Below are 24,823 nucleotides of genomic sequence, written 5' to 3'. Positions count from 1 at the left end.
CGTCAGCTGTTATACGGCTGGAGCTTGGCCTCGACCGGAACCTTCGGGTCGGTGGCGTTCTCGGTCACGACGTAGTCGAGCGGGAATTTGCCGCCTTCCTTGGCCGCCACCCATTGGGTGCCGATGATCGGGCCGGGAGAGACATTGGCGACCGGGCCGCTGGTGAAGTCGACCTTGCCGATCATGGTCTCGGTGTTGAGCGTGCTCAGCGCCTTGGCGACGGCCGCCTTGTCCTTGGCGTCGGTGCTTGCCTTCAGCGCCTCGAAGCCGGCGTCGAGCAGCGACATCGAGGCGCCGAGCTGCTGCGTCCACTGCTTGCCGCTTGCGGCCTCATAGCCGTCGGCCAGTTCGGTTCCCGACACGCCGGTCAACGGCGACTTGTAGGGGAAGGCCTTGTGCCAGTAAGCGGCGCTCGAAATCTTGTTGCCGAGATCGCCGAGCGCCTCGATGTCGGATGGAAACAGTCCGGTCTTGGCGACCTGGCAGATCTTGATCTGCTTGATCAGGCCTTGCTGCGCGGCCTGGCGCCAGAAGGCGGCGAAGTCCGGCGGGATCGGGAAGGAGTTGAAGATCTCGATGCCTTCCTGCTTGAACAGCGCGATCTGCGAGGAATAGTCGGTGGTGCCGGTCTCGTAGGCACCGGGATCGACGATGGTGAAACCCTGTTTTGCCAGCAACGGCGCCAGATGGGTGCGGATGGCATTGCCGTCGGCGTCGTTGGGATACATGACGCCGACCTTCTTGTTGGTCTCGATCAGGTTCCATTGCGAGATGTAGGTCCGGAAGAACTCGTCGACGCCGAAGCCGAAATGATAGGTCCATTTGAACGGCGAGGGTTCGCCGGGCTTGGCGCCGCGGCCGAAATACCAGGCCTCCCACGGCATGACGGTGGAGAGGCAAGGCACGCCGGCGGCTTCGCAGGCGTCGGCGACCGGGTTGATCACCTCCGGCGTGGACACCGCCAGCATCAGGTCGACGGCCTGGTTGTTGATGAGGTCCTTGGCGAGCTGGCCGGCGCGCGACGGGTCGGATTGCGTGTCCTGGTCGATGATCTCGACACTGTATTTCTTGCCGCCGATGTCGAGGCCGTTGGCGAGCGCCTTGCGGGCGAGATCGAGCACATAGCCGTCGGTCTGGCCGAAGCCGGCGAGCGGCCCGGTGCGCGGGCTGACAAAGCCGACCTTCAGCGTGTCGGCGGCCTGCGCGAATGCCTGGCCGCGGCTGAGCGCAAGTGCCGCGGCGCCGGCGAGCGATGTGGCGATGAACTGGCGCCGCGAGACGCCGGATTTGCTTGAGGTCATGCTGGTATTCCTCCCTTTCCTGACGGCACCTGGAGGTCACCGCCGGCCTGCTCAAAATCGATGCCGCCCGTTCTTAAGATCGGAGATCGCCCCGGCAGGCCTTGAGGCGGCAGCGGAACGCCGCCAATTCCGATAACGGCACGATTTCGATCCTCCCATCGTCACAGTGCCCTAGGTTTTTGGTTTGGTAAAATGATATTTTGCGGTGTTTCGTTAACCAACAGGTTATGGAAATACGGCTGAAGGCCCGCTCTGCGCCAGATTGGCGAAAGGTGCTCAGGCGTTCTGGCTGGCCGCCTCGCGAATGGTCTGCAGCAGGATGGTGAAGGCCGGCGAAGGCGCAGTGTCGGTCCGCATCGTCAGGCCGACCGGCCCTTTGGTTTCCTCGGTGTTGACGGGCAAGGCGACGAAGGCGCCGCTGGAGAGTTCGTTGGCGACGACGCCTGTCGATATGATCCAGACCGCGTTGCTTTGGCGCAGGAAGGCACGGCCGAAGGAATCCGAGACGGTCTCGATCTCGGTCGCAGGCGCCGTCATGCCGTTGGTGATGAACAGGCGGTCGACGAACGGGCGGATGACCGATTCCCGCGTCGGCATCAGCACCGGAAATTCATCGAGCCGGGCGAAGATGTCCTGGCCCGGCTGCAGCAGCGGATGGCCGGCCCTCACCACGAACAGCACCGGTTCGGAATAGAGATGCTCGAAGAAGAAGCCGGTCATGTTTTCCGGCGCCGCAAGCCGGCCGACGACGAGATCGAGCGCACCGACGCGCAACTGTTCCAGCAGGACCGCGTTCTCGCCGGTGACGATCTTGATCGCAGCACCGGTATTTTCACTCAGGAACAGGCTTATGGCGCGTGGCATCACCTTGGCCGACACTGTCGGGAGCGCGCCGATGCGGATCGGATGCCGGTTGATGGCGCCGTCCTGGCGGACGGAATCGACGCCGCGCTTCAGTGCCGTGATCGCCGTGCCGGCATGGCCGAGAAAGATTTCGCCAAGCCGCGTCACCCTGATGCCGCGGCCGTCGCGTTCGACGACAGCGATGCCAAGCGCCTCCTCCAATTCGCGCAACGTCTTGGTCACGGCCGGTGGGCTGACATGGAGAAAGTCGGCCGCCCTCGCCACGCTGCCTTGCCGCGCTACCTCAAGGAATGCCTGCAGGTGACGGAACCTTATGCGGCTTTCGGACATGTTCTCATAACCTAGCAGTTAATGAAACGGCGCAAAATATCATTTTACCAAACCAAATGCCTTGTGCAATGTGAACACGGAGGATCGAAATCGTGCCATTCGTCAACATTGGCGGCATCACGCTGCACCATCGCCATCTCAAGGCGAAGGGAAATGCGCGGCCGATCGTGTTCATCAATTCGCTGGGCACCGACTTCCGCATCTGGGACGAGGTGTTGTCCGAACTGGGTGGCGAAATGCCTGTGTTGGTCTACGACAAGCGCGGCCATGGCCTGTCCGACATTGGTGGCGTCAGCTCGATCGACGAGCATGTCGATGATCTGTCGGGCCTGATCGATCATTTCGAACTGAACAATGCGGTGCTGTGCGGCCTGTCGGTGGGCGGCCTGATTGCGCAAGGGTTTTATGCCCGGCGCCCCGAAATCGTCGACGGCCTCATCCTGTGCGACAGCGCCCACAAGATCGGCACGGCCGACAGCTGGAACACCCGCATCGAAACGGTCGAAAGCAAAGGCATCCAGGCCATCGCCGATGCCGTGCTCAAAATGTGGTTTACGCCTGCCTTCCACGCGGACCGTGTCGCCGAGCTCGACGGCTACTGGAACATGATGACCCGGCAAGCCGTCGCCGGCTATGTCGGCACCTGCGCCGCGGTGCGCGATGCCGATTTTACCGAGGCCGCGCAGGCGATCGCGGTGCCCACGCTTTGCGTCGTTGGCGACCAGGACGGCTCGACGCCGCCGGATCTCGTCCGCTGGCTGGCCGATCTGATCCCAGGCGCACATTTCGAAATCATTCGTGACGCCGCGCACATCCCTTGCGTCGAACAGCCCGAGGCGCTGACCACCCTGATCCGCGATTTCGTCGCGGCGCTTCCACTGAGAAAGCAGACCCATGGATGAACTGCCCAAAAACGAAACCAGATACCGAACCGGGCTGACCGTCAGGCGCTCGGTGCTCGGCGACCCTCATGTCGATCGCAGCGAGGATGCCGTCACCGATTTCGACCGGCCGTTCCAGGAGCTGATCACCGAGGCAGCCTGGGGCACTGTGTGGGCGCGTCCGGGCTTCAGCAGGCGCGAACGCTCGATCGTGACGCTGGCACTGCTGGCCGCCCTTGGCCATGATGAAGAGGTCGCCATGCATGTGCGCGCCACCGCCAACACCGGTGCGTCGCGCGACGATATCTGCGAAGCGTTCCTGCATGTCGCGATCTATGCTGGCGTGCCGGCCGCCAACCGCGCCTTCAGGATCGCCAAGGAGGTGTTTTCGGAAATGGACGGAAGCAGGGCTGGCCATGCCAGCTGATGCCGGCTCGAACCGCAGGCCCGAGAGCGGAGCCTTCTTCCAGCGCGACCGCGGCTGGCATCCGCCGGCGCTGACGCCCGACTACAAGACTTCGGTGCTGCGCTCGCCGCAAAAGGCGCTGCTGGCCTTCGACAACACGGCGTCGGAAATCACCGGTCCGGTGTTCGGCCACGCCATGCTCGGCGAACTCGACAATGACCTGACCCACAACTTCGCCAAGCCCGGCGAGAGCGCAATCGGCGAGCGTATCATCGTCTATGGCCGCGTGCTCGACGAGCGCGGCCAGGGCGTCTCCGGCGCGCTGCTCGAATTCTGGCAGGCCAATTCAGGCGGCCGTTACCGCCACAAGAAGGACGGCTATCTCGCGCCGCTCGATCCGAATTTCGGCGGCTGCGGCCGCACCATCACCGATGCCGATGGCGGCTATGCCTTTCGCACGGTGAAGCCCGGTCCCTATCCCTGGCCGAACGGGCCCAATGACTGGCGGCCATCGCACATCCATTTCTCGGTGTTCGGCCACGGCTTCGCACAGCGGCTGATCACGCAGATGTATTTCGAGGGCGACCCGCTGATCTGGCGATGCCCGATCGTGCGCGGCATCCGCGACAAGGCGGCGATCGAGACGCTGGTCGCCGCGCTCGATATGCAGGCGACAATCCCCTTCGACGCGCGCGCCTACAAGTTCGACATCGTGCTGCGCGGACGCCGTGCCGCGCTGTTCGAAAACCGGCCGGAGGGCAATTGATGGCGCAATCGCTGACCCGGCTGAAGGAGAGCCCGTCGCAGACCGCGGGGCCCTACGTGCATATCGGGCTGACGCCGAATTTCGGTGGTATCGGCGGCGTCTACCCGACAGACCTGGGCGCCACGATGCTCAACGACAACGCCAAGGGCGACCGCGTTGGTTTGCGCATTCGCGTGCTCGACGGCACCGGCACGCCGCTCAGGGATGCCTTGATCGAAATCTGGCAAGCGGATGCCAATGGCTTCTACAATTCGCCGGCCGAATTGCGCGGCGATGCCGATCCGGATTTTCAGGGCTGGGGCCGTCAGCCGACCGACATGGAAACCGGCCTGTGCAGTTTTCAGACGATCAAGCCGGGACGCGTGCCGTATGGCGACGGCCGGCTGATGGCGCCGCATATCAGCCTGTGGATCGTCGCCCGCGGCATCAATATCGGCCTCCACACGCGGCTCTATTTCTCCGACGAGGCCAAGGCCAATGCCGAGGATCCGATCCTGGCCCGCATCGAGCACAAGGTGCGCGTGCCGACGCTGATCGCCGAGCGGCAAGGCGACAACTATATTTTCGACGTCCATCTCCAGGGGGAGAAGGAAACGGTCTTCTTCGACAGCTGACGGAGGAAACCAGCACATGACCGTATCGCCCTTCGACCATCCGCTGCTTTCCGGCCTGCTCGGCGACGAGGAGGCGGCTCGGCATTTTTCGGTGGATGCGGAAATCGCCGCCATGCTCGATTTCGAGCGCGCGCTGGCGCAAGCGGAAGCCGAAAGCGGGATTATCGGCACGGATGCCGCCGCGGCGATTATACCTGTCCTGTTGTCATACAAGCCGGACACCGCGCGGCTGCGGGCCGGTGTGGCGAAGGATGGCGTGATCGTGCCCGAACTGGTGCGCCAGTTGAAGGCAGCGGTCGGCGCGCCGCACGACGCCGGCGTGCATTTCGGCGCAACCAGCCAGGACGTCATCGACACTGGCCTGGTTCTTCGGCTGCGCCGGCTCATTGAACATCTCGACCTGCTGCTGACTGAAAACATTTTGCGGCTGGTGGGGCTGGAAGAACGTTTTGGCAGCCGTGCATTGACAGCGATTACGCGCATGCAGCCGGCGATCCCAATTCAGGCGTCGGACCGCGTGGCGGTGTGGCGCACGCCGCTGCAACGGCATCAGCAGAGACTCTCGGAGCAATCCAAGGGTCTGCTGGTAGTGCAATTCGGCGGCGCCGCCGGCACGCTGGAAAAGCTCGGCGACAAAGGCCCCGCAGTGCGCGCCGCCCTTGCCGCAAAGCTTGGCCTTGGCGATGCGCCGCAATGGCACAACCAGCGCGATGCGCTGGCCGAGTTCGCCGGTTTGCTGTCGCTCATCACCGGCAGCCTCGGCAAGTTCGGCCAGGACGTCGCCCTGATGGCGCAGAGCGGCACCGAGATCAAACTATCCGGCGGCGGCGGCTCGTCGGCCATGCCGCACAAGCAGAACCCGGTGAAGGCGGAAGTGCTGGTGACGCTGGCGCGCTTCAACGCCACCCAGCTTTCCGGCATGCATCAGGCGCTGGTGCATGAGCAGGAGCGCTCCGGTGCTGCCTGGACGCTGGAATGGCTGCTCTTGCCGCAGATGGCGGTTGCGACCGCGGCTGCGCTACGGCTCGCCGCCGAACTCGCCGGACAGATCGAAAGCCTGGGACACTGATGCGCACCCGGATTGTCATTGTCGGCTCCGGACCGTCCGGGCTGCTGCTTGGCCAGCTTCTCGGCACCATTGGCGTCGAGACGGTGATCCTCGAACGTTCGAGCCGGGAGCATGTGCTTGGCCGGGTGCGGGCAGGGGTGCTCGAACAAGGCACCGTCGAGTTGCTGGAAGAGGCGGGCGCAGCTGTAAGGCTGCATGCCGAGGGCCTGCTGCATGCCGGCATCTCGCTTGCGTTCGGCGGCGGCCTGCACCGGCTCGACCTCACGGCACTGACCGGCGGCAAGCATGTCACCGTCTATGGTCAGACCGAAGTGACGCACGATCTGATGGACAAGCGCGAGGCGGCCGGGCTGACCACCGTCTATGAGGCGGCCAACGTCGCGCTGCATGGTTTCGATGGCGAAGCGCCCTACGTCACCTACGACAAGGACGGCGTCAGCCATTGCATCGACTGCGACTTCATCGCCGGCTGCGACGGCTATCACGGCGTTAGCCGCAAATCGGCGCCTGGGCGGGCGCTGAAAACCTTCGAGCGGACCTATCCCTTCGGCTGGCTCGGCGTGCTGGCCGAAGTGCCGCCGGCCGATCACGAACTGGTCTACGCCAACCATGAGCGGGGCTTTGCGCTGTGCTCGATGCGGTCGACGCATCGCAGCCGCTACTATGTGCAGGTCCCGGCTGACGAACAGGTCGACGCCTGGAGCGACGGTCGCTTCTGGGACGAATTGCGCAGTCGCCTGCCGGAACAGACCGCAGCCGCGGTCGTTACCGGCCCGTCCTTCGAAAAATCAATCGCGCCGCTGCGCTCCTTCGTCGCCGAGCCGATGCGCTTCGGCCGGCTGTTCCTGGTCGGCGACGCCGCCCATATCGTGCCGCCGACGGGCGCCAAGGGGCTCAACCTCGCCGCCAGCGATGTGCGCTATCTCTTTGCTGGGCTTCGCGAATTCTATCTGGACAAATCACCAAGCGGGCTCGACGCTTATTCAGCCAAGGCGCTGGCCAGAGTGTGGAAGGCGGTGCGCTTCTCCTGGTGGATGACGACGATGCTGCACCGCTTTCCCGATACGGGCGAGTTCGGCCAGCGCATCCAGGAAGCCGAGCTCGACTATCTCGTGCATTCGCAAGCGGCGTCGACCGCGCTGGCTGAAAACTATGTCGGTTTGCCCTATTAAGGGCGGTGCAAACTCAAACCCGTTCGAGCGCCACCGCGATGCCCTGGCCGACGCCGATGCACATGGTGGCCAGCGCATAGCGGGCGCTGCGCTCGCGCAGTTCCAGCGCAGCCGTGCCTGCAATGCGCGCGCCCGACATGCCCAAGGGATGACCAAGCGCGATGGCGCCGCCATTGGGGTTGACGTGCTCCGCGTCCTCGGAGATGCCGAGTTGGCGGAGCACGGCGATGCCTTGGGAGGCGAAAGCTTCGTTGAGCTCGATGACATCGAATTGCTGCGGTGTCAGGCCGAGGCGGGCGCAGAGCTTTTGTGTCGCCGGGGCAGGGCCGATGCCCATGATGCGTGGCGCCACGCCGGCAGCAGCGCCGCCGAGGACGCGGGCGATCGGCGTCAGGCCGTATTTTTTCACAGCCGCTTCGGAGGCGATGATCAGCGCTGCCGCGCCGTCATTGACGCCGGACGCGTTGCCGGCGGTGACGGTGCCGCCCTGGCGGAACGGCGTCGGCAATTTGGCTAGCGACTCGACCGTGGTGCCGGCGCGGGGATGCTCATCCTTCGATACGATAATCGCATCGCCCTTTTTCTGTGGGGTCGTCACCGGGGTAATCTCCTTCGCCAGCCGGCCATTGGCCTGTGCCGCGACGGCCTTGTCCTGGCTGCGCACGGCAAAGGCGTCCTGGTCGGCGCGCGACACTGAAAAATCCTCGGCGACGTTCTCGCCGGTCTCCGGCATGGAATCGACGCCATACTGTTTCTTCATCAGCGGGTTGATGAAACGCCAGCCGATGGTGGTGTCGTGGATCTCGGCATGGCGCGAAAAGGCGGTCTCGGCCTTGGGCATGACGAAGGGGGCGCGGCTCATCGATTCGACGCCGCCGGCGATCATCAACTCGGCTTCGCCCGCCTTGATGGCGCGGGCGGCGATGGTGAGCGCGTCCATGCCGGACCCGCAGAGGCGATTGACGGTCGAGCCTGACACTTCCTGCGGCAATCCGGCGAGCAGGAGCGACATGCGCGCGACATTGCGATTGTCCTCGCCGGCCTGGTTGGCGCAGCCATAGACGACGTCGTCGATGGCCTGCCAGTCGATGCCGGAATTGCGCTCGACCAGCGCCTTCAGCGGAATGGCGCCGAGATCGTCGGCCCGCACCGACGACAGCGAGCCGCCGAAACGGCCGATCGGGGTGCGGATGTAATCGCAGATGAATGCCTCGGTCATGTCATGCAGCCTTTTCTTTTCCGCTTCCCTCATGCGCCGCCTTGGTGCGGGCCTGCAGGTCACGCAATGTCGTCAGCTCGAGTTCCGTCGGCGCCGGCGTTTCGTCAAGCGCCTCGGCGAACTTTACGATTCAGCCGCAGCTGTCCTGCACCTCAAGCCGCGTTGCGCCGGGATGCAGCGACACCACGGTGAATTCCTTGCTCATCGGGTCGGGCTTCCAGATGGCGAGGTCGGTGATCAGCAGCGTCGGTCCAGCGGTGTCGATGCCTAGGCGCTGGCGGTGATCGCCGCCATCGCCATGGCCAAAGGAGGTGAAGAAGTCGATCTTCTCGACCATGCCGCGCTTGGACTGCGCCATGGTGATGTAGATCTCCTTCGACGAGGTGGCGATCTCCGGCGCGCCGCCGCCGCCGGGCAGGCGGGTCTTGGGATGCGCATAGTCGCCGATGATGGTGGTGTTGATGTTGCCGAACTTGTCGAGCTGGGCGGCACCGAGGAAACCGATCGAAATGCGGCCGCCTTGCAGCCAGTAACGAAACATCTCCGGCACCGAGACGGTCGTGACGGCGGTGTCGCAAAGTTCGCCGTCACCGATCGACAGCGGCAAAACATCGGGCGCGGTACCGATGGTGCCGCTTTCATAGATCAGCGTGATGTCGGGCGCATGCGTCAGCCGCGCGACGTTGCAGGCGGCTGACGGCGCGCCAATGCCGACGAAGCAGACATCGTCGTTTTTCAGGGCTCGGCTGGCGGCAATCGTCATCATCTCATTGGGAGTAAAGCCGCTCATCCCGCGCTCCTCAGATGCTTTACGCGGCCGGCGAAATCGTCCGCCGTGCGATCGAGGACATTGGCCTGCATCCAGGTCTGGAATTTTTCACGGTCGGCGGCGATGTCGTCCCATTCGAGATAGGCGGCGTTGTCCCTGGCATAGTAGCCGTGCGTGTAGGAGGGATGCGAACCGCCTGATACCACCGAGATCGCAGCGATGGTCCAGCGCGGCAGCACGGTGAGGTTGGGATGCAGGTCGTCGAAATTGTCGACGACTTCCTCTACCGTCACCACGGCGCGCTTGGCCGCGAGCACCGCTTCCTTCTGGATGCCGATAATGCCTTCGACCAGAACATTGCCTTTTTTGTCGGCCTTCTGAGCGTGGATGAAGGTCACGTCCGGTCGGATGGAAGGAACGGCGGCAAGCACCTCGCCGGTGAACGGGCAGGTGACCGAGCGGATGTTGGGATTGACTGCCGCCAGCCCGGCGCCGCGATAGCCGCGGAACACCGCGCAAGGCAGGCCGGCAGCTCCCGCCTCGTAGGCGTTGGCCATGCCGGCATGGCTGTGCTCCTCGATCTCGATCGACCGGGGGAAGCCGTTCTCGATGGCGTCGCGGGCGCGGCGCAGCAGGCCGACGCCGGGATTGCCGACATAGGAGAAGATGATCTTCTTGGCCATGCCCATGCCGATCATCTGGTCGTAGATCAGGTCGGGGGTCATGCGGATGAGCGTCAGGTCGCGAAAGCCCTGGCGGATGGCCTCATGCGCCGCCGCCGTCGGGATCAGATGCGTGAAGCCTTCGAAGGCGACCGTATCGCCATCATGCAGGTTCTCAGCCACGGCCTGTTTGAGCGGCAGGAAATTGACCATCGCCAAGAACTCCGAAGTTCAAAAAGTTCGTATTGCGAACATTTGTTTTGTATGAGATATTTTTACATCGCGCCGCCGAGACGAGTCAAGGCGGCGCATTGTCTTGCGGAGGCCGCATGGAGGACAAGGCAAAGACGCGCGACCATGTCGGCTCGCTGGAGCGCGGCCTTGCAGTCATGGAGATACTGGCCCGGCATCCGGCCGGGATGACGCTGACCGAAATGGCGGAGGAGGCGGGGCTGACCCGCGCCGGCGCGCGTCGCTTCCTGCTGACGCTGACCGCGACCGGCTATGCCACGCAATCCGGCCGGCAGTTTTCGCTGTCGCCGCGCCTGCTCGCCATCGTGCGCTCTTGGCTCGGCGGCGCCTCGCTGTGGACATTCGCGGCATCCATCATGCGCGACGTCGCGGGCCAATTCGACGAGGCCTGTAACGCGGCGGTGCTGTCGGGCGAGGAAGTCGTCTATGTCGCGCGCATTCCTGGCCGCCGCATCCTCAGCGTTTCGCTCGATGTCGGCACCAGGCTGCCGGCGCATTGCACCTCGATGGGGCGCGTCCTGCTTGCGGGGCTGGGCGCGGATGAGCTGAAGGCCTTGCTTGCAGAGGCGAGGATCGAACGGCGCACGCCGAAGACGATCACCAGCCGCGCCGCGCTGGCCAAGGCCATCGACGCGGCGAGGGCGGATGGCTTTGCCGTCGTCGATGAAGAGCTGGAACTTGGCCTGCGCTCGATAGCGGTGCCGATCTATGACCGCGCCGGCAAGACCGTGGCGGCGATCAACGTCTCGACGCAGTCGGCGCGGTTCTCCGTCGAGGCGATGGAGCGGGATATCCTGCCAGCGCTGCGGACGGCCAAGCAACGGATTGAGGAATTTTTCTTCGTGTGAGCGCAAGGCTAATCGCCTGAGGGAAGCGCTGCCCCCGCTCTGTCTCGGAGACGGGACGCCCTGCGCGGTTAGCGTCGCCATGCGAACAAACGATGCCCGGGGCACCTGAGCACAACGCATATGCGTGAATCCAAATATATCGTTGACGTCGCCCTTCAACTCCAATATCGAACAGGACTATACAGGTTTACTGAACAGGTACCCATATGAAGCGGCGCGCGGTTCACCTTTCTCCCGGCACGGGCAAGCCCGAGCAGATCGCCACCGTTCTCGAACATGAGATCCGCTCCGGCGTGCTTGGCTTCGGCGACCGCCTGCAAAGCGAGAACGAACTCGTCCAACGCTTCTCCGTCAGCCGCAACACGATCCGCAAGGGCCTTGAGGAGCTGTCCAGCCGTGGGCTGATAACGACCAAGGTCGGCATCGGCTCTTTCGTGACCTTCGACGGCAAGCCGGTCGACGACGCCATCGGCTGGTCGCGGGCGCTGGCCAATGCCGGCGCCAATGCCGAGACGCGGACGCTGCGGCTTGAAGTGATCGAGGATGCCGATCTTGCCGCGCTGCTTGGCATCGAAAGCCCGTTCTTCATCGCCGTCGACCGGGTGCGCACCAATGCCAGCGACGGCCATGCGATCTCCATCGAACGCAGCCGCCTGCCGCTGTCGCCCGAACTGGAGGACGTGCCGCTGCGCGGTCTGCGCGAAGGCTCGCTGCACCAGACGCTGCGCGGCGCCGGCCTCATCCCAGACCATGGCGAGGAATGGGTCGGCATCGAGATGCTGAATGCCGAAGACGCCGCCATTCTCGGCTGCCCGCAAGGCACGCCGTTCCTGCGCGGACGCCGGCTGACGCGTGCGGCCGACGACCGGCCGATCGAATATGTAACCAGCCTGCTCAACCCGGCGCATTTCGCGCTGCATATGAGGTTTTGAGCGATGCCGGACAGAACCAACGACACGCTCGATCTCGCCATGGGCGCGCTTGTCGGTGGGGCGCTCGGTGATGCGCTGGGCATGCCGACGCAGCTTCTGTCGCCGGCGCGGATCGCCGAGCTATACGGCCATGTCGAGGATTTCGTGGCGCCGTTTGCCGATCATCCGGTGTCGAAGGGGCTCGTTGCCGGCACCATCACCGACGATACCGAACAGGCGCTGCTGCTTGGTCGCATTCTGGTCCAGTCCGGCGACCGCTTCGATCATGCGCGCTGGGTGAACGCACTGCTCGACTGGGAGCGCGAGGTCAAGGCGCGCGGCAGCTATGACCTGCTGGGACCATCGACCAAGCGCGCCATCGACGCCATCAATGACGGCGTGCCGGCGGAAGAGGCGGGAAGCCGGGGCGACACCAATGGCGCGGCCATGCGCATCGCGCCGGTCGGCATCATGATGCCGCTGGAACCGCTCGACGCTTTCGTCGCCAAGGTGGCCGAAACTTGCCGTGCCACGCACAACACCTCGATCGCCATCGCTTCGGCCGCAGCAGTTGCCGCCGCCGCCAGCCACGGCGTCGCCGGTGGCGACTGGCGTGCCGCTTCCGACAGCGCGGTAGCAGCCGCGCGGCGAGGCGCCCGGCTCGGACATTGGGTGACTGGTGGCGATATCGCCGCGCGTATCGCCTGGGCGCAGGAGCTCGTGCGCGGCAAGACCATGCGGGATGCGATCGGGCTCATCACCGATCTCGTCGGCACCGGTGTGGCCAGCCAGGAGTCCGTGCCGGCAGCTTTCGCCGTGCTTGAAGTCGCGCAGGGCGATCCCTGGCAAGCGGCAATCATCAGCGCCAATCTCGGCGGCGACACCGACACGATCGGCGCGATTGCCTCAGGCATGGCCGGCGCCTGCGTCGGCTTTTCGCAACTGCCGCAACAACACATTGCCGGGCTCGTCGGCATAGATATGGGGGAGGTGCGCTCGCTTGCCGAAGACCTCGTCGCGGCGCGCACGGCAAAGGCCAGCAAGGATGCCGCGGCATGAGTGGGCGTCTGGTCCATATCGGCAGCGCCGTCGTCGACTATGTCTACCGCATCGACGCCTTGCCGGCGCCGGGCTGCGAGAAGACCGCGTCGAGCTTTGCGCAGGTCGCCGGCGGCGGCTTCAACATGATGGTCGCGGCCAGCCGCACCGGCATGACGGTGGTGTTCGGCGGCCAGCTCGGCAGCGGACCGAATGGCGATTTTTTGCGCGCCGCGTTTGCGGCCGAAGGCATCATAACGCTGACGTCGCCATCCCCTGTCATGGACAGCGGCAATTGCGTCGCCATGATCTCCGGGGATGCCGAGCGCACCTTCGTGTCGTGGCCCGGTGCGGAGAGCATTCTCAGCCTCGAGATGATGAGGCCCGTGGTGGTCGCGTCTGATGATTGGGTGTTCACGTCGGGCTACACGCTGAGCTATCTCGGAAGCCGCAACGCGCTGACCGACTGGATCGAGGCGCTGCCAGAAAACATTCCCTTCGTTTTCGATCCAACGCCGGTCATCGCGGATATCCCGCGTCCCATCCTGTCGCGGGTGCTTGCCCGTACGACATGGCTGAGCTGCAACATGACGGAAGCGGTCGAGATCGCTGGGCAAGGCGATGTCGAGGCACTCGCCGCCCGGCTGCTCGCCGACCACTGCCCAAAGGCCGAAGGCGTCGTTATCCGCGCCGGCGCCAAGGGCTGTTTCGTGAGGTTGGTCAATGGCGAGACGCAGACCATTGCCGGCTTCAAGGTCGATGCCATCGACACCAATGGCGCCGGCGACACCCATATCGGCGGTTTCGTCAGTGCACTCTCGCGCGGCGTGCATCCCTTCGAGGCGGCGCGCTATGCCAATGCGGCGGCAGCACTTTCCGTCACCCGCCATGGCGGCTCATCGGCGCCGACCGACAGCGAGATCCAGACTTTCCTGAGCCAGGCCGCCACGGGCGAGCCGGGCCAGAACCAGAAGGCCCATCAGACAGCCTGACCCGCCAAGCGGGCAAACAAGAGAGGAACGAACATGCGCATGCCAAGACTGACTGCCCTGCTGACGGCGACCGCCGTCATCACCTCCGCGCTCACGCTGGCCGCCAGTGCCGCCGAAGTGCATGTGCTCAACTGGAAGGGCTACGGCGCCGACGAGCCGTGGGCGATCGAAGCCTTCGAAAAGGCGACCGGCAACAAGGTCGTCAACGACTTCTTCAATTCCGAACAGGAAATGCTGACCAAGATCCGCACCAATCCGGGCCTCTATGACGTGGTCATGATCAACGCCGCCTTCAACGATCAGGCGATGGCGGAAAAGCTGATCCAGCCGATCGATGTCTCGAAGCTGCCGAACTATGCCGACATCAGCAAGGACAAGGCGCAATCACCGATGCTCGACCATGACGGCAAGGTCTATGGCGTGCCGTGGGTGTGGGGCCTGACGGCGCTGGCAATCAACGAAAAGTCCTTCGACAAGCCGCCGACCTCGATCGCCGAAATGTGGGACCCAGCGCATAAGGGCCGGGTCGTCATTCGCGACGACGCTGTCGAAGCGGTGCAGTTCGGCGCCATCGCCACCGGTCAGAATATCAACGACATCAAGGATATGGAAGCGGTCAAGGCGAAGCTGACCTCGCTGATGCCGCAGATCAAGACGTTCTGGAGTTCGGAGAACGACTGGAACCAGATGGTCGCCTCCAACCAGATCGACATCGGCACCTATTGGAGCGGCTCGGCCGACCGTGCCAAGACGCATTTCAAGCTGCCGGTCTCGCTGGTCGTTCCGCAGGAAGGCGCCGTCGCCTGGCTCGACGCCTTCTCGATCCCGGTGGGCTCGAAGAATGTCGAGGGTGCGCAGGCCTTCATCAACTGGATGATCGATCCGAAATTCTATGTCGAATGGGTCACCAAGGTCGGCGCGCCGGTGTCGGCCAACACCAAGGCGGTGGAAGCGCTGCCTGAAGACTCCTTCAACCGCAAGGTGATGGGCGATCCCGAGGTGGCCAAGCGCATCCAGTTCCAGGCGCCGATCACCGACTCGCAGCGCGAGGCCTATCTGGCGCTGTGGCAGCAGCTCAAGGTCGACGTGAAGTAACGCTCACGTCCGGACCAGCCGGCGGTTGCGCCGGCTGGCCCTTCAATCCTGGGGAGGAGGGTATCATGGCAGTACAGGGTGCGGTCGCGTCGCGCAGCGGGCTGAGATCGGCCCTGCCGCTGCTGGCGCCGGCCTATCTCTGGCTGACGGTGGCGATCTTCCTGCCGCTCTCGGCCATGGTATTCTTCTCCTTCATGACCGACCTGCCGCTGTCGGGAAAGCCATGGGCGTTCACCCTTGGCAATTACGCCGCCTTCTTCTCGCAGAGCCTGTACCTGACGCTGCTGCTCGCTTCGCTGCGGCTCGGCCTCGAAGTGACTTTGTGGTGCGTCGTCATCGGCTACCCCGCCGCCTATGTGCTGGCCAAGGTGCTGAAGGGGCGCAGCCGCGAGGCGATCTTCCTGCTGGTCATCCTGCCGTTCTGGTCGAACGGGCTGGTGCGCATCTTCTCCTGGGCGATGGTGCTGCGCGAGGGCGGCATCCTCGACACGGCGCTCAACGCCGTGCTGCCGTTCAAGATCAACATCGACCTGATGTATTCCTATCCCGCAATCATCATCGGCCTGGTGCACTCCTACGTGCCCTATATGGTGCTGACCTGCTATCTCACGCTGCAGGCAATCGACGACTCGCTGATCGAGGCCGGGCGCTCGCTCGGCGCCTCGCGGCTGCAGGTGCTGAAGCGGGTGATCATCCCGCTGTCTATGCCCGGCCTGGTGGCAGGTGCGGCACTGATCTTCGTGCCGGTCGTCGGCTCGTTCATGGAGCCGCGCATTCTCGGCGGTCGCACCGGCACCTTCTACGGCACGGTGATCGAAGACCAGTTCGTCGCCGTGTTCAACTGGCCGCTTGGTGCGGCATTGTCGTTCATCCTGCTCGCCGTCGTGCTGGTCATCCTCGCAGTTGCCTCGCCGGTGCTGCGGAGGGCTGCTTGATGATGACGACCCGCATCCTCGAAGGACTAGGCCGCTTCTACATCGGACTGCTGCTCGTCTTCCTCTATCTGCCGATCATCATCATGGCGCTGATGTCGTTCAACGTCTCGCCCTTCTACCAATTGCCGTTCGAATGGACGACGGAATGGTATGCCTCGCTCTGGCAGAACGACCAGCTGATCGCGGCGACCTGGAACAGCCTCGAGATCGCGGTCATCACCACGCTCATCTCAGTGGTGCTTGGCTCGGCCGCTTCGCTGGCGCTCTTCCGCTACGACTTCCGCGGCAAGAAAGTGCTGCAGGCGTTGCTGTTCCCGCCAATCGCCATACCATGGCTGATCACCGGCACGGCGATGCTGATCTTCTTCTTCGGCGTCGGCATCGGCCGCGGCCTGTCCGCCATCCTGCTCGGCCATGTCGCGCTGGCGCTGCCCTATGTCATCGTCGTCGTCTCGGCCCGGCTGCAGACTTTTGCACCGGAGCTGGAAGAGGCGGCGCGCTCGCTCGGCGCCAACCAGTGGCAAGTGACGAGGCGTGTGACGCTGCCGTGGATCATGCCCGGCGTCATTGCCGGCGGCTTGTTCGCATTTGCCGTGTCGTTCGACCAGTTTGTCGTCTCCTACTTCCTGGCGACGCCGGGGCAGACGACGCTGCCGGTGGAAATCTACGCCGCGATCCGCAAGGGGTTCACGCCCGAGATCAACGCGGTCTCGACCATCATCATCGTCGTGTCGATGGCGCTGATGCTGCTCACGGCGCGCTTCTTCAAATTCGGCGGAGAGAAATAATGGCCGGCGTGCAGGTATCGAACGTCTCGCGCAGTTTTGGCGCGCACAAGGCGCTGGACGACGTCTCCATCGATTTTGCCGATGGCGGCTTTTATGGGCTGCTTGGCCCCTCGGGCAGCGGCAAGACCACGCTGCTGCGCCAGATCGCCGGCTTCGACTTTCCCGACTCCGGGCGCATCGCCATTGGCGGCGAGAGCGTCGAACGGGTGCCGGTCGAAAAGCGGCGCATCGGCATGGTGTTCCAGAACTATGCGCTGTTTCCCAATATGAGCGTTGCCGACAATGTCGCCTTCGGCCTGTCGGTGCGCGGCGAAACGAAAGCGACGATCGCCACCGAAGTGCAGCGCGCGCTCGATCTCGTCCAACTCGGGAAGCTCGGCGAGCGCCGGCCGCACCAGCTCTCCGGCGGTCAACGCCAGCGTGTGGCGCTGGCGCGCGCCATCGTCACCAAGCCGCGCGTGCTGCTGCTCGACGAGCCGCTCGGCGCGCTCGACAAGGCGCTGCGTGTCGACATGCAGATCGAGCTGAAGCGCATCCAGCGCGAGATCGGCATCACCACCATCTTCGTCACCCACGACCAGGAAGAGGCGCTGACGATGAGCGACCGCATCGGAATCTTGCGGGACGGCAGGCTCGTGCAGGAAGGGCCGCCGGAGGAGATCTACGACCGGCCGAAGAGCGAGTTCGCCGCCACCTTCCTCGGTGACGCCAACATTTTTCGCGGCGATGCGACCGGCAACGGCATCCGCCTGCCGGACGGCACGGCGATTGCCGCCGGGGTGGGTGATCGGCTTGCCGCCGGTACGAAGGCCAGCTGCGCGGTGCGTCCCGAACGCATTCGCATCGCCACCGATGCCGGGGCATCGAGCGGCAATGCCAACACGCTGAAGGGGCAAGTCTCCAAGCGCATCTTCGCCGGCAACAACAGCACCTATTTCGTCGAGCGCGCCGGCCAGACGTTGAAAGTCATCGTCCAGAATACCGGCAGTGACCGGCTGGCCGAGGGCCAGAATGTAATGCTCAGCTGGTCGCCGGAAAGCACTGTGCTGATTGCCGCAAACTAGTTCGCACCGTCACCCCGGCATGGTTCTGATGGGAATTGATGGAGCGGACCTTGGCTGATGGGCCGGCCATGGCGTTATATCCTGTCGTCCAAGGGAGGAATGGATGGCAGGCCAGGGTTTCGAGCCGGATGTAAGGGTTCGCGCCAGCGAATACCGGATCGGCTGCATCGGCGCCGGCATGATCATGGCCGAATGCCATCTTGCCGCCTATGGGCAGGCCGGTTTCCCAGTCGTTGCCATCGCTTCGCGCACCAAGGCCAGCGCCGAGAAGGTAGCTGCACGCTGGAGCATTCCGACCGTCCACGACACGCCGGAACAACTGATCGAGAATCCCGAGATCGAGATCGTCGACCTTGCCTTTCCACCCGACCAGCAGCCGGCATTGATCCGCCATGCGCTGAAGCAGCCTCACATCAAGGCGATCCTGGCGCAGAAGCCGCTGGCGCTGTCGGTCGATGAAGCCGTGAAACTGCGCGACGAAGCCGCAAAGTCCGGCAAGATCCTCTCGGTCAACCAGAACATGCGCTACGACCAGTCGATGCGCGTCCTGAAGCAGATCATCGACAGCGGCGCACTGGGCGACATCGTCTTTGCGCAGATCGACATGCATGCGATCCCGCACTGGCAGACTTTCCTTCAGGACTACGACCGGCTGACGCTCGCCAATATGAGCGTGCATCATCTCGACGTGCTGCGCTTCCTGTTCGGCGATCCCTCGGAAATCGCCACGCTGACACGCAAGGACCCGCGCACTACATTCGAGCATAGCGACGGCATCACCGTCTCGACGCTGCGCTTTCCCTCCGGCGTGCTCGCCGTGTCGCTGGAGGATGTCTGGTCCGGACCGCGCCAGGAGGGCTATGAGGACGACCAGCACATCAACTGGCGCGTCGACGGCANTGGAGGATGTCTGGTCCGGACCGCGCCAGGAGGGCTATGAGGACGACCAGCACATCAACTGGCGCGTCGACGGCACCAAGGGTGTCGCCAAAGGCACGATCGGCTGGCCGAAAGGCGTGGCCTCGACGCTGACCTATGCGTCGACCAAGACGACCGGCGGCGAATGGGTCAGCCCGAGCTGGGACACGATGTGGTTCCCGCATGCCTTCATCGGCGTGATGGAGCAATTGCAGCATGCGGTGAAGACAGGCGCGCCGCCGGCGCTCTCCGTCGCCGATAACGTCAAGACAATGGCACTGGTCGAGGCGGGCTACCGCTCGATGGCGCAAGGCCGCACCGTCAAACTGTCCGAGATATCGATCGACTGAACATGCCGCCGAATAGTGTGGCGGCTGAATCGCTTACCGGGAGGAGTTCACATCATGATGCAGGCAGGTATCTTCACCGGCTATTTCCCCTATGAGCTCGCGGAGGCCGCCCGCCGCATCCGTGCACTCGGCTTCAACACAGTGCAGCTCGACATGCATTTCAGGGATGTCGATCTCACGGCCGGGCAGATCACCGGGGACAAGGCGAGAACAGTGCGCGACACGTTTCGCGACCACAATCTGCCGGTCTGCTGCATCTCGGGCTACACCAACATCATCCATCCCGACAAATCCGAGCGCGAGAAGCGCGTCGGCTATCTCAAGGAAATCATCCGCAATGCGCGCGACTTCGGCTCGCCCTACGTGATCTCGGAGACCGGCACCTACAACACCGAATCCGACTGGGTGCATCATCCCAAAAACAAGACCGAGGAAGGCTTCGAGGAATGCCGCAAGGTGATCTCGGATCTTGCCCAGACGGCTTACGACCATGGCGCGGTGTTCCTGCTCGAAACCTATGTCAACAATGTCGTCGGTTCGGTCGAGGAGACGGTCAAAATGTTCGCGCAGGTCGACCATCCGGGCCTCGGCCTGCTGATGGATCCGACCAATTATTTCGAGGCGCACAACATCGACCGCATGGACCAGGTGCTGAACCAGGTGTTCGACACGCTGGCCGACAAGATCCGCATCGCGCACGCCAAGGACGTCAAGCGCTCAGGCAGCGACAAGACCGAGAAGCATGCCGATATCGGCGACGCGGACGCGCATGAGGGGCTGACCTTCCGCGGCGTCGGCGAGATCGAGCTGCCGGCGCCCGGGCTGGGATCGCTGAATTACGATCTCTATCTGCAGCGGCTCAGTGAGAAGCACCCGAACATCCCTGTTATCATCGAGCATCTGACCGAGGACGACGTGCCGCGGGCGAAAACATTTCTCGACGGGAAGTTCCGCGCCAACGGGCTTTGAGGTAGGCGAGACGGTGATGGCGACGGCGGCCAAGACAAAGCGCGATTACGGCCTGGTCGGCGAAAGCACCCGCCGGGCGATCGAGACCGGGATGGCCTCGGCCGAGTGGTATCACACCGACGTGCCGCGCAAGGCAATGAAGGAAATGATGCAGCGCTCCGACGGGCCGGCGATCCGCGATACAGTGATCTGGATCGCAGCCATCCTGGGCTCGGCCGCCGGCATCGTGTGGTTCTGGGGCACGTGGTGGGTGGTGCCGTTCCTGCTCGTCTATGGCGTGCTCTATGGATCGTCGAGCGATTCGCGCTGGCACGAATGCGGCCATGGCACCGCCTTCCGCACACGCTGGATGAACGATGCGATCTACGAAATCGCCAGCTTCATGGTGGTGCGCAATCCGGTGCAATGGCGCTGGAGCCATGCGCGGCATCACACCGACACGATCATCGTCGGCCGTGACGCCGAGACGCGGTAATGCGGCCGCCAAATCTGGTCAAGGCGGCGCTTGCCTTCACCGGCATTCTCGATTTCCGTTATTCGCTGCCGATCCTGGCGCGCCAGGCGTTGGGCAAGCTGTCGGACGACGAAAAGAGCTACATTCCTGAGACCGAACAGGGCAAGGCCATCACGGCGGCGCGCTGGCATGTCGCCGTGTACGTTGCGACGATCGCCCTCGCGATCGCGCTGGGTTCATGGCTGCCGCTGGTGCTGATCGGCCTGCCGCGTTTTTATGGCAGCTGGCACATGGTTCTGACCGGCCTGCTGCAGCATATCGGGTTGGCCGACAATGTCGTCGACCACCGGCTGAACACGCGCACCGTCTACATGAACCCGGTCAGCCGCTTCATCTACNTTGGCCGACAATGTCGTCGACCACCGGCTGAACACGCGCACCGTCTACATGAACCCGGTCAGCCGCTTCATCTACTGGAACATGAATTACCACGTCGAGCATCACATGTTTCCGATGGTGCCCTACCATGCGCTGCCGAGGCTGCACGAGCTGGTCAAGCACGACCTGCCGGCGGCGAACCCGTCCATGTGGCATGCCTATCGCGAGGTCTGGCCGGTGCTGCTGAAGCAGCTGCGGTACGAGGATTATTTCCTCAAGCGCGAATTGCCGCCGACGGCGCGGCCCTATCGCGGTGAATTTCACGAGCTCGATATGTCGGCAGCGGCCGAGTAGCGAATAAACCACCCGCCTTCTATCCGGCCTGTTACGGGGCCGGTAAGGTGACCGGGAAAAGCAACCAGCCAACAGGGACATCCCGATGAGCCGAAAGAGACCGACCGTCGCCGATCTGCGCGCCATGAAGGGCAAGCGCCAGCTGACCATGCTGCGCGTCCTGACCATGGACGAGGCCGAGGCTGCCGAGCGGGCAGGGGTCGATATCGTCTCGGTGCCGCCCGAGCTGGTGCTCAACCCTGAGTATCGCGATGCGGCGCCCAGCCTGTTCACCATGCCGGGCGAGAATTTTTATGAGATCGGCACGGCGGACGATTTCCTGCGCTGGGCGTTCCGGCTCTACAAGGCCGGCGCCGACGCCGTTTATTGCAGCGCCGGTTTCGCCACCGTGAAGCGGCTCGCCGACGACGCGATCCCCGTCATCGGCCATGTCGGCCTCATTCCGTCCCGCGCCACCTGGACCGGCGGCTTCAAGGCCGTCGGCAAGACCGCCGACACCGCCATGCAGATTTTTGAGGCGGTCAAGCAGTATGAGGCCGTTGGAGCTCTCGGCGCCGAGATCGAAGTGGTGCCGATCGAGGTGGCGAAGGCGATCTCGGAACGGACCTCGCTGATCATGCTGTCGATGGGTGCGGGCACCGGCTGCGACGCGCAATATCTGTTTGCCGACGATATTCTTGGCCAGAACCGGGGCCACATGCCGCGCCATTCCAAGGTCTACCGCAACTTCGCCGCCGAGTACGATCGTCTGCAGGCGGAACGCGTCGCGGCGTTTTCCGAGTACGTTGCCGACGTCGATAGCGGCGCCTATCCGGAAGACAGGCATGTCGTGCGCATGGATCCGGCCGAGCTCAGCCTGTTCATGAAACGGGTGGACGCAAAGGGCTAACTACTCGGCCTCCTTGCCGATCATCGCTGCACCTTGCCATGTTCCGTCAGCGAGCATGGCATGGAGCACCTCGGCATCCGTTCCCAGCGGCCGGTCCTCCCTGAGCATCGCTACATGCGCGCGCACCGCGGTATGGACCGCTGCTGTGCCGGGCGCCAGCTTGAGACCGTCGCGCAGGTCCACGGCCTGTGCGGCGGCCATCAGTTCGAAGGCGATCAGCCGTCGCCACAGCGCGATCATCCCGGCGCATTTCGACACGGCAAGCGGCGTCTGCGTGGCGTGGTCCTCTACGCCTTCGGACACGGCCAGGAAATCCAGCATCACCGGATTGGCCTTGTGGCGGATGCCGGCCAGGATTGCCGTTGCGGTCTTTTGCAGCGGCACGAAACCGGCCGAGGCGCCGCCGACCGGTGACAAATATTTTGGCAGGCCGTTGCGGCCGGAGCCGGCGAGCTGGATGAAGCGGGCAACGCTTGCCGCGGCACATTGCGCGATCGCCAGGCCGAGCGTCTCGAAGGCAAGCGCCAGCGATGCGGTGTGGAAATTGCCGGTCGACAGAACCAGCCCGTCATCGCCCAGCACCAGCGGATTGTCGGCGGCGGCATTGAGTTCGATCTCCAGCGCCAGCCGCGCCTGATCGATCGCCTGGATCAATGCACCATGGATCGACGGCATGCAGCGGATCGACAACGGGTCCTGCAAGGTGGTCGGCGCCGGCTCCTCGTCACGGGCAAGCAGGTCGCGCAGGCCCTTGGCCGCGAGTTGCTGGCAGGCTGCCGGCCGCGCCAGATGCAGGCGCGGATCGAGGATGGTGCGGTTGGCGCCAAACCCTTCCATGGTCAGCGCGCCGGCCTGCTGCTGTTGCGCAAAGGCCGACAGCGCGTCGGCCAGTACCAACGCGCCAGTGCCGGCTGATACCGCCGAGGCGTTGATCAGCGACAGGCCGTCTTTCGGCGCCAGGCTGATCGGAGCCAACCGCGCCATCATCAACGCCTTGGCCGCCGGCATGCGCCGACCCTGATAGTCAGCTTCGCCGTCGCCGGTCAGCAGACGGGCGAGCGCCGTCATCAGCACGAGATCGCCGGCGCCGATCGAGCCCAGCTGCGGCATTACCGGATGCACGCCGGCATTGAGCGCATCGACAAGGGCGGTGAAAGCCGCCGGCGAAATGCCGGAACCGCCAACAGAGAACATCGCGGCACGGGCAAACATGGTCGCCCGCACCGCTTCTTGCGGCAGCGGCTCGCCGACAGCGCCGCTTCGCCCTTCCAGCAACTGGCGCTGGAAGGCGCTGGCATCGCCCTCGACCGACGTGCCGAGATTGGCGCCGAGCCCGGTGTTGAGGCCGTAAATCTGCTGGCCGGACGCGGCGACCTGATCGAGCACTTTTCGCGCTTTGTCGAGCCTCTCGATGACTGTCGGTTCAACCTCGACCTTGCGGCCGCCGCGGGCGACCTGCGCAACGTCCTCGACGCTGACGCCGGCGCCGGTGAGGACGAGCGCGCTCATGCGAAGCGCAGCCTCTGGCCGATGCCTTTATCAGCAGCCTTGGCCAGCATCGCCTTGCCCAGCGCAATGTCGGACAGCGACAGGCCGCGATGCCAGAACAGGATCGTCTCGTCGTCGCTCTGGCGTCCCGGCTTGAGACCGGCAGCGATCTGGCCGAGCTCGGCGTGCAGCGTCGCTTCGCTCAGCCGCCCGGTCTCGACATGGGCGCGCAGCGAGCCGAACTTGCCGCCTTTGCACTGGCCCCAGTCGTCGACGACCATTTTCTGCATGATGTCGGTCAATGACAGCTCCACCGCGCTCATCGTACCATAGGGCACGACCAGCGCACCGGGCTTGATCCATTCGGTCTTGAGCAGCGGCTGCGGCTCCGGCAGCCGCGAGGCCTCGACGACGATGTCGGCGCCCTTGATGCAGCTTTCCCAGTCGGCAACCGCGGTAACTTTCTTGCCGAGATCGGCCGAGAGTTTGGCGGCGAAGCCGTCGCGGCTTTCCGGGCGGCGCGAATGGACGCGGATCTCGTCGAAGTCGAAGAGATGGTCGAGCAGGCGCACATTCCAATAGGCGGTGCCGCGCGCGCCGATATGGGCCAGCACCTTGGAGTTCTTGCGCGCCAGATGTTTGGCGCCAATGGCGGTGACGGCGCCGGTGCGCATGTCGGTGATGACGGTGGCGTCGAGAATGGCGCGCGGCGTGCCGGTGCGCGGATCGAACAGGTTCAAAATGCCAAATTCTGAAGGGAGCCCGTGCAGATAGTTGTCGACATAGTCGCCGACGATTTTCACGCCCGCCGTATCGAGCGGCGCAACGTAGCCGCGCAGAACGTTGAAATGGCCATGGAAGGAAGGGGCGGGTTCAAGATGGACGCGCGGCTCGATCACCGTCTGGCCATTGCCTTGCGCGATAAGCCCGGCTTCGACAGCGGCAATGATTTCGCCGTCGGTCATCTCCAGGGCTTCGATATCGAGGCCATTGAGGTAGTCGATATAGATAGGCTTCATGCAATGTCCTTGGCCGCCCGCCCATCCA

General features: G+C 64.1%; 22 protein-coding genes and 3 pseudogenes. 18 read left to right on the top strand and 7 right to left on the bottom strand.

Annotated features, from left to right (window positions below; all coding sequences use genetic code 11):
• Positions 1–2: 2 nt before the first annotated feature.
• Complete coding sequence (locus X728_RS160275) at positions 3–1,301, bottom strand: ABC transporter substrate-binding protein (RefSeq protein WP_023830817.1); 1,299 nt, start codon at positions 1,299–1,301, stop codon at positions 3–5.
• 276 nt (positions 1,302–1,577) lie between these two features.
• Entirely contained in the window at positions 1,578–2,495 is a 918-nt protein-coding gene (pcaQ, locus tag X728_RS160280) for a pca operon transcription factor PcaQ (protein ID WP_023685275.1), read from the bottom strand.
• 92 nt (positions 2,496–2,587) lie between these two features.
• Here pcaQ and pcaD point away from each other — a divergent pair, with 92 nt between their 5' ends.
• The 6 genes from pcaD to pobA are packed head-to-tail and all read left to right on the top strand — an operon-like array spanning position 2,588 to position 7,403.
• The gene (gene pcaD, locus X728_RS160285) at positions 2,588–3,397 is read left to right on the top strand and encodes a 3-oxoadipate enol-lactonase (protein ID WP_023830816.1); all 810 of its coding nucleotides are present in this window, start codon (positions 2,588–2,590) and stop codon (positions 3,395–3,397) included.
• Positions 3,390–3,803 (top strand): 4-carboxymuconolactone decarboxylase, encoded by a 414-nt coding sequence (gene pcaC / locus X728_RS160290; protein WP_023668153.1) that lies wholly within the window; start codon positions 3,390–3,392, stop codon positions 3,801–3,803. The genes pcaD and pcaC overlap by 8 nt, the downstream gene beginning before the upstream one ends.
• Positions 3,793–4,548 carry a protocatechuate 3,4-dioxygenase subunit beta gene (gene pcaH, locus X728_RS160295; protein ID WP_023830815.1) on the top strand — a complete coding sequence of 252 codons (756 nt, stop codon included), beginning with the start codon at positions 3,793–3,795 and terminating at the stop codon, positions 4,546–4,548. Before pcaC ends, pcaH begins: the two co-directional genes overlap by 11 nt.
• Complete coding sequence (pcaG, locus tag X728_RS160300; protein ID WP_023696239.1) at positions 4,548–5,162, top strand: protocatechuate 3,4-dioxygenase subunit alpha; 615 nt, start codon at positions 4,548–4,550, stop codon at positions 5,160–5,162. Before pcaH ends, pcaG begins: the two co-directional genes overlap by 1 nt.
• Positions 5,163–5,178: 16 nt before the next feature.
• Positions 5,179–6,231 carry a 3-carboxy-cis,cis-muconate cycloisomerase gene (locus tag X728_RS160305; protein ID WP_023830814.1) on the top strand — a complete coding sequence of 351 codons (1,053 nt, stop codon included), beginning with the start codon at positions 5,179–5,181 and terminating at the stop codon, positions 6,229–6,231.
• Positions 6,231–7,403, top strand: a complete 1,173-nt coding sequence (pobA, locus tag X728_RS160310; protein ID WP_023830813.1) for a 4-hydroxybenzoate 3-monooxygenase — start codon at positions 6,231–6,233, stop codon at positions 7,401–7,403. Before X728_RS160305 ends, pobA begins: the two co-directional genes overlap by 1 nt.
• Before the next feature lie 13 nt (positions 7,404–7,416).
• Here pobA and pcaF read toward each other — a convergent pair whose 3' ends face one another.
• From pcaF to X728_RS160320, 3 genes and pseudogenes are all read right to left on the bottom strand, one after another.
• Positions 7,417–8,622, bottom strand: a complete 1,206-nt coding sequence (gene pcaF, locus X728_RS160315) for a 3-oxoadipyl-CoA thiolase (protein WP_023830812.1) — start codon at positions 8,620–8,622, stop codon at positions 7,417–7,419.
• 1 nt (position 8,623) lies between these two features.
• Positions 8,624–9,412: pseudogene (locus X728_RS01000000166355) on the bottom strand (CoA-transferase subunit beta).
• Entirely contained in the window at positions 9,409–10,266 is an 858-nt protein-coding gene (locus X728_RS160320) for a CoA transferase subunit A (RefSeq protein ID WP_023696235.1), read from the bottom strand. The pseudogene X728_RS01000000166355 and the gene X728_RS160320 overlap by 4 nt, the downstream one beginning before the upstream one ends.
• Before the next feature lie 116 nt (positions 10,267–10,382).
• Here X728_RS160320 and X728_RS160325 point away from each other — a divergent pair, with 116 nt between their 5' ends.
• From X728_RS160325 to X728_RS160370, 12 genes and pseudogenes are all read left to right on the top strand, one after another.
• Entirely contained in the window at positions 10,383–11,153 is a 771-nt protein-coding gene (locus X728_RS160325) for an IclR family transcriptional regulator C-terminal domain-containing protein (protein WP_023690763.1), read from the top strand.
• 206 nt (positions 11,154–11,359) lie between these two features.
• Positions 11,360–12,085, top strand: coding sequence for a GntR family transcriptional regulator (locus tag X728_RS160330; protein WP_023830811.1), 726 nt, complete (start codon positions 11,360–11,362; stop codon positions 12,083–12,085).
• 3 nt (positions 12,086–12,088) lie between these two features.
• The gene (locus tag X728_RS160335; RefSeq protein WP_023830810.1) at positions 12,089–13,123 is read left to right on the top strand and encodes an ADP-ribosylglycohydrolase family protein; all 1,035 of its coding nucleotides are present in this window, start codon (positions 12,089–12,091) and stop codon (positions 13,121–13,123) included.
• Positions 13,120–14,094 (top strand): PfkB family carbohydrate kinase, encoded by a 975-nt coding sequence (locus tag X728_RS160340; protein WP_023752094.1) that lies wholly within the window; start codon positions 13,120–13,122, stop codon positions 14,092–14,094. Before X728_RS160335 ends, X728_RS160340 begins: the two co-directional genes overlap by 4 nt.
• A 33-nt stretch (positions 14,095–14,127) precedes the next feature.
• Positions 14,128–15,189, top strand: a complete 1,062-nt coding sequence (locus X728_RS160345) for an ABC transporter substrate-binding protein (protein ID WP_023749929.1) — start codon at positions 14,128–14,130, stop codon at positions 15,187–15,189.
• A 65-nt stretch (positions 15,190–15,254) separates the two neighbouring features.
• Entirely contained in the window at positions 15,255–16,124 is an 870-nt protein-coding gene (locus X728_RS160350; protein WP_023685260.1) for an ABC transporter permease, read from the top strand.
• The gene (locus X728_RS160355) at positions 16,124–16,912 is read left to right on the top strand and encodes an ABC transporter permease (protein ID WP_031194901.1); all 789 of its coding nucleotides are present in this window, start codon (positions 16,124–16,126) and stop codon (positions 16,910–16,912) included. The genes X728_RS160350 and X728_RS160355 overlap by 1 nt, the downstream gene beginning before the upstream one ends.
• A complete protein-coding gene (locus X728_RS160360; RefSeq protein ID WP_023707705.1) occupies positions 16,912–17,976 on the top strand; it encodes an ABC transporter ATP-binding protein in 1,065 nt (354 codons plus the stop codon). Before X728_RS160355 ends, X728_RS160360 begins: the two co-directional genes overlap by 1 nt.
• 103 nt (positions 17,977–18,079) lie before the next feature.
• Positions 18,080–19,244 (top strand): annotated as a pseudogene (locus tag X728_RS01000000166350) (Gfo/Idh/MocA family oxidoreductase).
• Between the two features lie 54 nt (positions 19,245–19,298).
• Positions 19,299–20,213 (top strand): sugar phosphate isomerase/epimerase, encoded by a 915-nt coding sequence (locus X728_RS160365; protein ID WP_023705643.1) that lies wholly within the window; start codon positions 19,299–19,301, stop codon positions 20,211–20,213.
• A 16-nt stretch (positions 20,214–20,229) separates the two neighbouring features.
• Positions 20,230–21,399 (top strand): annotated as a pseudogene (locus tag X728_RS01000000166345) (fatty acid desaturase family protein).
• A gap of 85 nt (positions 21,400–21,484) precedes the next feature.
• A complete protein-coding gene (locus X728_RS160370) occupies positions 21,485–22,288 on the top strand; it encodes a 3-methyl-2-oxobutanoate hydroxymethyltransferase (RefSeq protein ID WP_023682254.1) in 804 nt (267 codons plus the stop codon).
• Here X728_RS160370 and hutH read toward each other — a convergent pair whose 3' ends face one another.
• Together hutH and X728_RS160380 are read right to left on the bottom strand one after the other, a co-directional pair.
• Positions 22,289–23,797, bottom strand: coding sequence for a histidine ammonia-lyase (gene hutH / locus X728_RS160375; RefSeq protein WP_023687937.1), 1,509 nt, complete (start codon positions 23,795–23,797; stop codon positions 22,289–22,291).
• Entirely contained in the window at positions 23,794–24,795 is a 1,002-nt protein-coding gene (locus X728_RS160380) for an ornithine cyclodeaminase family protein (RefSeq protein ID WP_023687938.1), read from the bottom strand. The genes hutH and X728_RS160380 overlap by 4 nt, the downstream gene beginning before the upstream one ends.
• Positions 24,796–24,823 lie beyond the last annotated feature (28 nt).

Source organism: Mesorhizobium sp. L103C119B0 (assembly GCF_000502235.1).
Taxonomy (GTDB): domain Bacteria; phylum Pseudomonadota; class Alphaproteobacteria; order Rhizobiales; family Rhizobiaceae; genus Mesorhizobium.
Note: the sequence above shows the minus strand (reverse complement) of the source record. Positions and strands in the feature narration are given on the sequence as shown.